Annotated in this window: 8 protein-coding genes and 1 pseudogene; 7 read left to right on the top strand and 2 right to left on the bottom strand. The window is 56.4% G+C overall.

The annotated features are described in order from the left end of the window. Positions 1-848 (bottom strand): 1-deoxy-D-xylulose-5-phosphate synthase N-terminal domain-containing protein (locus ACRPFF_RS05310; protein ID WP_432674012.1); only part of this gene is annotated, 848 nt, incomplete at its 3' end. Positions 849-930: 82 nt separating this feature from the next. Next, complete coding sequence (gene xerC, locus ACRPFF_RS05305; RefSeq protein WP_432674016.1) at positions 931-1,848, bottom strand: tyrosine recombinase XerC; 918 nt, start codon at positions 1,846-1,848, stop codon at positions 931-933. A gap of 183 nt (positions 1,849-2,031) precedes the next feature. Between xerC and fba the strand changes: the two genes are divergently transcribed. The 7 genes and pseudogenes from fba to ACRPFF_RS05270 all read left to right on the top strand — a co-directional run bounded on the left by fba (position 2,032) and on the right by ACRPFF_RS05270 (position 7,285). Continuing rightward, the gene (gene fba / locus ACRPFF_RS05300; RefSeq protein ID WP_050889104.1) at positions 2,032-3,096 is read left to right on the top strand and encodes a class II fructose-bisphosphate aldolase; all 1,065 of its coding nucleotides are present in this window, start codon (positions 2,032-2,034) and stop codon (positions 3,094-3,096) included. A 19-nt stretch (positions 3,097-3,115) separates the two neighbouring features. Beyond that, positions 3,116-4,093 (top strand): annotated as a pseudogene (locus ACRPFF_RS05295) (factor H-binding protein). A gap of 138 nt (positions 4,094-4,231) precedes the next feature. Further along, positions 4,232-4,909, top strand: coding sequence for a tRNA (adenosine(37)-N6)-threonylcarbamoyltransferase complex dimerization subunit type 1 TsaB (tsaB, locus tag ACRPFF_RS05290; RefSeq protein WP_118784213.1), 678 nt, complete (start codon positions 4,232-4,234; stop codon positions 4,907-4,909). Further along, positions 4,906-5,346 (top strand): ribosomal protein S18-alanine N-acetyltransferase, encoded by a 441-nt coding sequence (rimI, locus tag ACRPFF_RS05285; RefSeq protein ID WP_432674011.1) that lies wholly within the window; start codon positions 4,906-4,908, stop codon positions 5,344-5,346. Before tsaB ends, rimI begins: the two co-directional genes overlap by 4 nt. Further along, positions 5,340-6,080 (top strand): uracil-DNA glycosylase family protein, encoded by a 741-nt coding sequence (locus ACRPFF_RS05280; protein ID WP_118784211.1) that lies wholly within the window; start codon positions 5,340-5,342, stop codon positions 6,078-6,080. The genes rimI and ACRPFF_RS05280 overlap by 7 nt, the downstream gene beginning before the upstream one ends. Positions 6,081-6,141: 61 nt before the next feature. After that, positions 6,142-6,783, top strand: a complete 642-nt coding sequence (gene pyrE / locus ACRPFF_RS05275; protein ID WP_118784210.1) for an orotate phosphoribosyltransferase — start codon at positions 6,142-6,144, stop codon at positions 6,781-6,783. Between the two features lie 73 nt (positions 6,784-6,856). Continuing rightward, complete coding sequence (locus tag ACRPFF_RS05270; protein ID WP_432674010.1) at positions 6,857-7,285, top strand: MJ0042-type zinc finger domain-containing protein; 429 nt, start codon at positions 6,857-6,859, stop codon at positions 7,283-7,285. The last annotated feature ends 101 nt before the right edge of the window (positions 7,286-7,386 follow it).

Raw genomic sequence — 7,386 nt, 5'->3', positions numbered from 1 at the left:
AGTTGCGGACCTTTGCGGCTGCGCAAGTCTTTCAATACGTCAACCAGATGCTCGACGTTATGACCGTCCACGGGGCCGGTGTAGCGGAAGCCGAAGTTTTCAAACAAAGACAGCGACTGCCTTGCGTGTTCGGCCTCGCCCGCCAGCGTTTTGATTTTGTGTTCGACTTTTTGGGCGAGCTCCATCGCGCCGGGCAGCTTGTCTAAAACCTTGCTCGATTGGGCTTTGATGGTGCTCAACAGGCCGCGCATATCGCGTACGACGTTGCTGGCAAGGTATTTCGGCAGCGCGCCGACGTTGGGGGAAATCGACATTTCGTTGTCGTTAAGGATGACCAGCAGGTTCACGTCCATGTCGCCCGCGCAGTTCAAGGCTTCAAACGCCTGACCCGCCGTCATCGCGCCGTCGCCGATGATGGCGACGCTGCGGCGGTCGCTGCCCAAGAGTTTGTCTGCCGCCGCCATGCCCAACGCCGCGCCGATGGAGGTGGAGGAATGCCCTACGCCAAACGCGTCGTAGTCGGATTCGCTGCGCTTGGGGAAGCCCGCCAAACCACCGTAGCGGCGCATGGTATGCATCTGGTTTTTGCGTCCGGTTAGGATTTTGTGCGGGTAGCTTTGGTGTCCGACATCCCACACCAGCTTGTCTTCGGGCGTGTCGTACACATAGTGCAGGGCGATGGTCAGTTCGACCGCACCCAGATTGCTGGCGAAATGCCCGCCGGTCTGCCCGACAGATTCCAGCAGAAACTCTCGCAACTCGGCGGCGACTTGGGGCAACTGTTTTTTGTCCAGGCGGCGCAAATCTTGCGGGCTGTCAATCAGGTCGAGTAGGGGGCTTGGGTTCATGGTGTGTCTTTTTTATATCGTCCGAGTGCAACGGCTAATTATATATCAAGCACGCGGGGCTGACGGCTGATTTTGTCCGGGATTATTTTTCCTGCCGTTTGGCGCGCGGATGAGCTTCGTCATACAGGCGGGCGATGTGGTCGAAATCGAGTTTGGTGTAAATCTGCGTGGTTGAAAGGCTGCTGTGCCCGAGCAGCTCCTGTACCGCCCTGATGTCGCGCGAGGACTGCAACAGATGGCTGGCGTAGCTGTGCCTCATCATGTGCGGGGAAATGTGCCTGCCGTCGCCGTTTTGCGCCGCCCATGATTCGAGGCGTTTTTGGATTTGGCGTTGGCTCAGGCGCGTACCGTTCCTGCCGGTAAACAGGGCTTTGCCGTCCGATGCCGTCTGACGCAGCGACAAATAGTTTTTCAAGGCTTCCACGCTTTTGCCGGTCAGCGGAACCTGGCGTTGTTTTCTTCCTTTGCCGGTTACGCGCACCCAGCCTTCGTCCAACCACACATCGCCTGTATCCAGGCCGTGTATCTCGCTCAGGCGCAAACCGCTGCCGTACATCAGTTCGAACAGTGCGTGGTCGCGCAACGCCAATGCGTCGCCGTCATCTACAGGCAGGTCGAGCATCTGGTTCAAACATTCCTGAGGCAGTGCTTTCGGGATACGTTCCGGCTGTTTCGGTGGTTTGATATCGACAGTCGGGTCGGCGTGCATCAGGCCGCGCTTTACCAGCCAAACGCAATACTGCCGCCAAGACGAAAGCTTGCGAGCCAGCGTCCGCGCATTTAAACCGCGCTGCGACAGCCGCCGCAACGCCGCCGTAAAATCGCGGCGCGACAAGTCCTGCGGCACACCGCCTTCAGCTTCAGACGGCATTTGTGCCAACAGCGCAAACAGTTCTTCCAAATCGCGCCGGTATGCGGCAACCGTATGCTCCGATTTGCCCTCGCGCACGATATTTTCCAAATAAGCGTCCAAGTATGCCGCAAGTCCGTCCAAACCCATTCCCACACCTAAAATAACATTAGAAACATTATCATAAATCGGAATATCCGAATCCCGAAACGTCAAAACCCGACAAACCTGCATACTGGTATCGTTAATATAAAATCAATGAGCCGTTTATGGTTTTTTGCCGTAAAAAACATTATAATCCGCCTTATTTACCTATTGCCCAAGGAGACACAAATGGCACTCGTATCCATGCGCCAACTGCTTGATCATGCTGCCGAAAACAGCTACGGCCTGCCCGCGTTCAACGTCAACAACCTCGAACAAATGCGCGCCATTATGGAGGCTGCAGACCAAGTCAACGCGCCCGTCATCGTACAGGCGAGCGCAGGTGCGCGCAAATATGCGGGTGCGCCGTTTTTACGCCACCTGATTCTGGCGGCTGTCGAAGAATTTCCGCACATCCCCGTCGTCATGCACCAAGACCACGGCGCATCGCCCGACGTGTGCCAACGCTCCATCCAACTGGGCTTCTCCTCCGTGATGATGGACGGCTCGCTGATGGAAGACGGCAAAACCCCTTCTTCTTATGAATACAACGTCAACGCCACACGTACCGTCGTTAATTTCTCCCACGCTTGCGGCGTATCCGTTGAAGGCGAAATCGGCGTATTGGGCAACCTCGAAACCGGCGAAGCAGGCGAAGAAGACGGCGTGGGTGCGGCAGGAAAACTCTCACACGACCAAATGCTGACCAGCGTTGAAGATGCCGTACGTTTCGTTAAAGATACCGGCGTTGACGCATTGGCTATTGCCGTCGGTACCAGCCACGGCGCGTACAAATTCACCCGTCCGCCCACAGGCGACGTATTGCGTATCGACCGCATCAAAGAAATCCACCAAGCCCTGCCCAATACACACATCGTGATGCACGGCTCCAGCTCCGTTCCGCAAGAATGGCTGAAAGTCATCAACGAATACGGCGGCAATATCGGCGAAACCTACGGCGTGCCGGTTGAAGAAATCGTCGAAGGCATCAAACACGGCGTGCGCAAAGTCAACATCGATACCGACCTGCGCCTTGCTTCCACCGGCGCGGTACGCCGCTACCTTGCCGAAAACCCGTCCGACTTCGACCCACGCAAATACCTGAGCAAAACCATTGAAGCGATGAAACAAATCTGCCTCGACCGCTACCTCGCGTTCGGCTGCGAAGGTCAGGCAGGCAAAATCAAACCGGTTTCCTTGGAAAAAATGGCAAGCCGTTATGCCAAGGGCGAATTGAACCAAATCGTCAAATAACAGGTTGCCTGTAAACAAAATGCCGTCTGAACCGTTGTTCGGACGGCATTTGATTTTTGCTTCTCTGACCTGCCTCATTGATGCAGTATGCAAAAAAAGATACCATAACCAAAACGTTTATATATTATCTATTCTGCGTATGACTAGGAGCAAACCTGTGAACCGAACTACCTTCTGCTGCCTTTCTCTGACCGCCGCCCTGATTCTGACCGCCTGCAGCAGCGGAGGCGGTGGAAGCGGAGGCGGCGGTGTCGCCGCCGACATCGGCACGGGGCTTGCCGATGCACTAACTGCGCCGCTCGACTATAAAGACAAAGGTTTGTAGTCTTTGACGCTGGATCAGTCCGTCAGGAAAAACGAGAAACTGAAGCTGGCGGCACAAGGTGCGGAAAAAACTTATGGAAACGGCGACAGCCTCAACACAGGCAAACTGAAGAACGACAAAATCAGCCGCTTCGACTTTATCCGTCAAATCGAAGTGGACGGGCAGCTCATTACCTTGGAGAGCGGAGAGTTCCAAGTGTACAAACAAAGCCATTCCGCCTTAACCGCCCTTCAGACTGAGCAAGTACAAGACTCGGAGCATTCCGAGAAGATGGTTGCGAAACGCCAGTTCAGAATCGGCGACATAGCGGGCGAGCATACATCTTTTGACAAGCTTCCCGAAAGCGGCAGTGCGACATATCGCGGGACGGCGTTCGGTTCAGACGATGCTGGCGGAAAACTGACCTATACTATAGATTTCGCCGTCAAACAGGGACACGGCAAAATCGAACATTTGAAATCGCCCGAACTCAATGTCGAGCTTGCCACCGCCTATATCAAGCCGGATGAAAAACACCATGCCGTCATCAGCGGTTCCGTCCTTTACAACCAAGACGAGAAAGGCAGTTACTCCCTCGGTATCTTTGGCGGGCAAGCCCAGGAAGTTGCCGGCAGCGCGGAAGTGGAAACCGCAAACGGCATACACCATATCGGCCTTGCCGCCAAGCAGTAACCATTGTGAAAATGCCGTCCGAACACGATAATTTACCGTTCGGACGGCATTTTTGCGCCATACCGCCCTAGGACACGACGGCACGGCAGGCAAGCCGGTTTCTCTATATAATGCCGTCTGAACCAACGAGAGAATGCCATGCAAGCTGATTTTAACCGCCCCGTCCTCGCCGTCGATACCGGAACTTCCTATTTGTCGCTCGCGCTGCGCGCCGACGGCGAAACCCGTCTGTTCCATCAGGAGGCCGGCAGCCGCCAGTCCGCACTGATTCTGCCGGAAATCCGCACCCTGTTCCGTGATGCAGACATTACCGCCGCTGATTTGGGGGCGATTGTTTATGCGAAAGGCCCTGGCGCGTTTACGGGACTGCGTATCGGCATTGGCGTGGCGCAAGGTTTGGCAACGCCGTTTGATACCCCTTTAATCGGCGTACCCTCGCTCGCTGCCGCCGCCTCGCTGCCGCCGCCGCAAAGCTGCATCCTTGCCGCTATGGACGCTCGTATGGGCGAAGTGTTTTATGCATGGTTCGATACGCTGAACTGCCGCCGTTTGAGCGATTATCAGGTCGGTCGGGCGGCAGACATCCGGCTGCCGGAAGGATGCGCCTTTTCAGACGGCATCGGCAATGCGTTCGCGCTGGAAAACCGTCCGCCCTTCTCAGGCAAACCCGATATGCCGACCGCTGCCGACTTCCTCAATCTGGCGGCGGATGGCGGTTTTCCCGCCGTCGCTGCGGCACACGCCGAGCTGCTCTACGTCCGCAACAAAATCGCCCTGACCGCCAAAGAACAGGCGGAACGGAGGGCGCGTCCGTGAACATCCGCCGCCCCTCACCGTCCGACTGCGCCGCACTCGCCGCGCTCGATGCCGTCTGCAACCCGTCCGCGTGGACGCAACGCCAATTTGAGTCCGCACTGGTTTCGCCGTCCGAAGAGGTTTTCCTTGCGGAAAAAGACGGCGGGATTGCCGCCTTTATCGTTTGGCAGAACCTGCCCGACGAATCCGAACTGCACCTGATTGCCACCGCGCCCGAATGCCGCCGCCGGGGTGTTGCGTCCGCCCTGCTCGAATATTGGTACGCACACCTGCCCGAAGGCACGCAACGCCTGCTGCTCGAAGTCCGCGCAGGCAACTCCGCCGCGCAGGCACTGTACGCGGCGCACGGCTTCAGCATTGCGGGCAGGCGGAAAAACTATTACCGTACAGCCGACGGTAAAACCGAAGATGCCGTCTTGATGGAGAAAATATGTTAAGCGCGCGCTACCTCCACCTGCACGAAGCCTTGGGTTTGGGCCCGATGTGGTTGAAGCGGGGAGCCGTTGTCCTGCCGTCAGCAACATTACCGGAAAGCCCGACACAAATCCGCCCGCAAAAGCAAACCGTCCTCAGCATTCCGCAGCGTCCGTCCGAACAGCATACCGGTCAGACACGGCTCGACACGATGAAAGCGTTGGAAACCGCCGCCGTACATACGCGCAAACCCGCGCCTGAAACCGAAACGCCTCTGCCCGACCTTTCAGACGGCATCGCCCCCGTTCCCGCCGCTTCGGGCATCACCAAGCTTGCCGTCGTCAGCCTTTGCCCGCCGATCGAGGATGCGGTTTACGGGCAACTGTTCCACGGCAAAGCGGGTGTCCTGCTCGACAATATCCTCAAAGCCGTAGGACTCGGCTCCGAATACGTCCACAAAACCTGTTGGGTGAAAACCGCCGCCGTCGGCAACCCGATGCCGTCTGAACAGGCCGTCGCGGATGCGCTGGGTCAAATCGCCAGGGAACTCGACGGCTGCCGCGCCCCCGCTGTCCTTTTCCTCGGGCAGGCTTTTGTCCAGCCTGAACGGCAAACGATGATTGAAACTTTGTGCGGCAGCCGTCCCTTCTTCATCATCGATCATCCCGCCCGGCTTTTACGCCAACCCGAACTTAAAGCCCGAAACTGGCAGGTGTTGAAACAGTTGAAACGCGCCTTGCAGGCAGGCGGCAGTTGAAGCAGGCCGCACGGGGCGGTAGAATCACAACTGCATCGCAATACCTGACAGAAAGCAAAAAATGACCGATTTCCGCCAAGATTTCCTTAAATTCTCCCTCGCCCAAAACGTCTTAAAATTCGGCGAATTTACCACCAAGGCAGGACGGCAGTCGCCCTATTTCTTCAATGCCGGTCTCTTTAACGACGGTTTGTCCACGCTGCAACTGGCAAAATTCTATGCACAATCCATCATTGAAAGCGGCATCCAATTCGATATGCTGTTCGGCCCCGCCTACAAAGGCATTATTTTGGCGGCGGCAACTGCGATGATGCTGGCGGAAAAAGGCGTAAACGTCCCGTTTGCCTACAACCGCAAAGAAGCCAAAGACCACGGCGAAGGCGGCGTGTTGGTCGGTGCGCCGCTTAAAGGCCGCGTGCTGATTATCGACGACGTGATTTCCGCCGGAACATCCGTGCGCGAATCGATCAAGCTGATTGAAGCGGAGGGCGCAACCCCCGCCGGTGTCGCCATCGCGCTCGACCGTATGGAAAAAGGCACGGGTGAATTGTCCGCCGTTCAGGAAGTGGAAAAACAATACGGACTGCCCGTCGTTCCCATCGCCAACCTGAACGACCTCTTCACACTGCTGCAAAACAACCCCGAATTCGGACAGTTCCTTGAACCCGTCCGAGCCTACCGTCGGCAGTACGGCGTAGAATAAAAACAAAGCATATGCCGTCTGAACCGCCTTACGCCTCAGACGGCATCAAACCTGACACACACGAGGAAATACCATGCCCGCCTGTTTCTGCCCCCACTGCAAAACCCGTCTCTGGGTCAAAGAAACCCAGCTCAATGTTGCCCAAGGCTTCGTCGTCTGCCAAAAATGCGAAGGGATGTTTAAAGCCAAAGACCATCTGGCAAGCACGAAAGAGCCTATATTCAACGATTTGCCCGAGGCTGTTTCGGATGTCAAACTCGTTCACCGTATCGGCACGCACGCCATTGGCAAGAAACAGATTTCCCGCGACGAAATCGCCGATATCCTCAACGGCGGTACAACCCTGCACGATACGCCGCCTGTGCCTGCTGCCGCCCCTGCCGCCGCACCGCAGGTTGCCGTACCACCGCCCGCCCGTCAGGAAGGGTTCAACTGGACTATTGCAGCCCTGTTTGCCTTTATCGTCCTCATCATGCAGCTTTTCTATCTCACGCTCTTATAAAAATGCCATGCCGTTTGAACGCTGCTTCAGACGGCATATCGTTTAAATCTTTGCAGGTCGGGAATTAAAAACAGACATTTTCAAACCTGCCGCCTATCGGG

The organism is Neisseria sp. SLRRB23 (assembly GCF_050896295.1).
Classification (GTDB): Bacteria; Pseudomonadota; Gammaproteobacteria; order Burkholderiales; family Neisseriaceae; genus Neisseria.
This window is presented reverse-complemented; position numbering and strand designations above follow the sequence as displayed.

Bases quoted from the DNA above. Each gene is read 5' to 3' on its own strand.
- ACRPFF_RS05270 (WP_432674010.1), top strand. From the start codon at position 6,857: ATGCCCGCCTGTTTCTGCCCCCACTGCAAAACCCGTCTCTGGGTCAAA.
- ACRPFF_RS05280 (WP_118784211.1), top strand. From the start codon at position 5,340: ATGTTAAGCGCGCGCTACCTCCACCTGCACGAAGCCTTGGGTTTGGGC.
- tsaB (WP_118784213.1), top strand. From the start codon at position 4,232: ATGCAAGCTGATTTTAACCGCCCCGTCCTCGCCGTCGATACCGGAACT.
- xerC (WP_432674016.1), bottom strand. From the start codon at position 1,848: ATGGGTTTGGACGGACTTGCGGCATACTTGGACGCTTATTTGGAAAAT.
- pyrE (WP_118784210.1), top strand. From the start codon at position 6,142: ATGACCGATTTCCGCCAAGATTTCCTTAAATTCTCCCTCGCCCAAAAC.
- fba (WP_050889104.1), top strand. From the start codon at position 2,032: ATGGCACTCGTATCCATGCGCCAACTGCTTGATCATGCTGCCGAAAAC.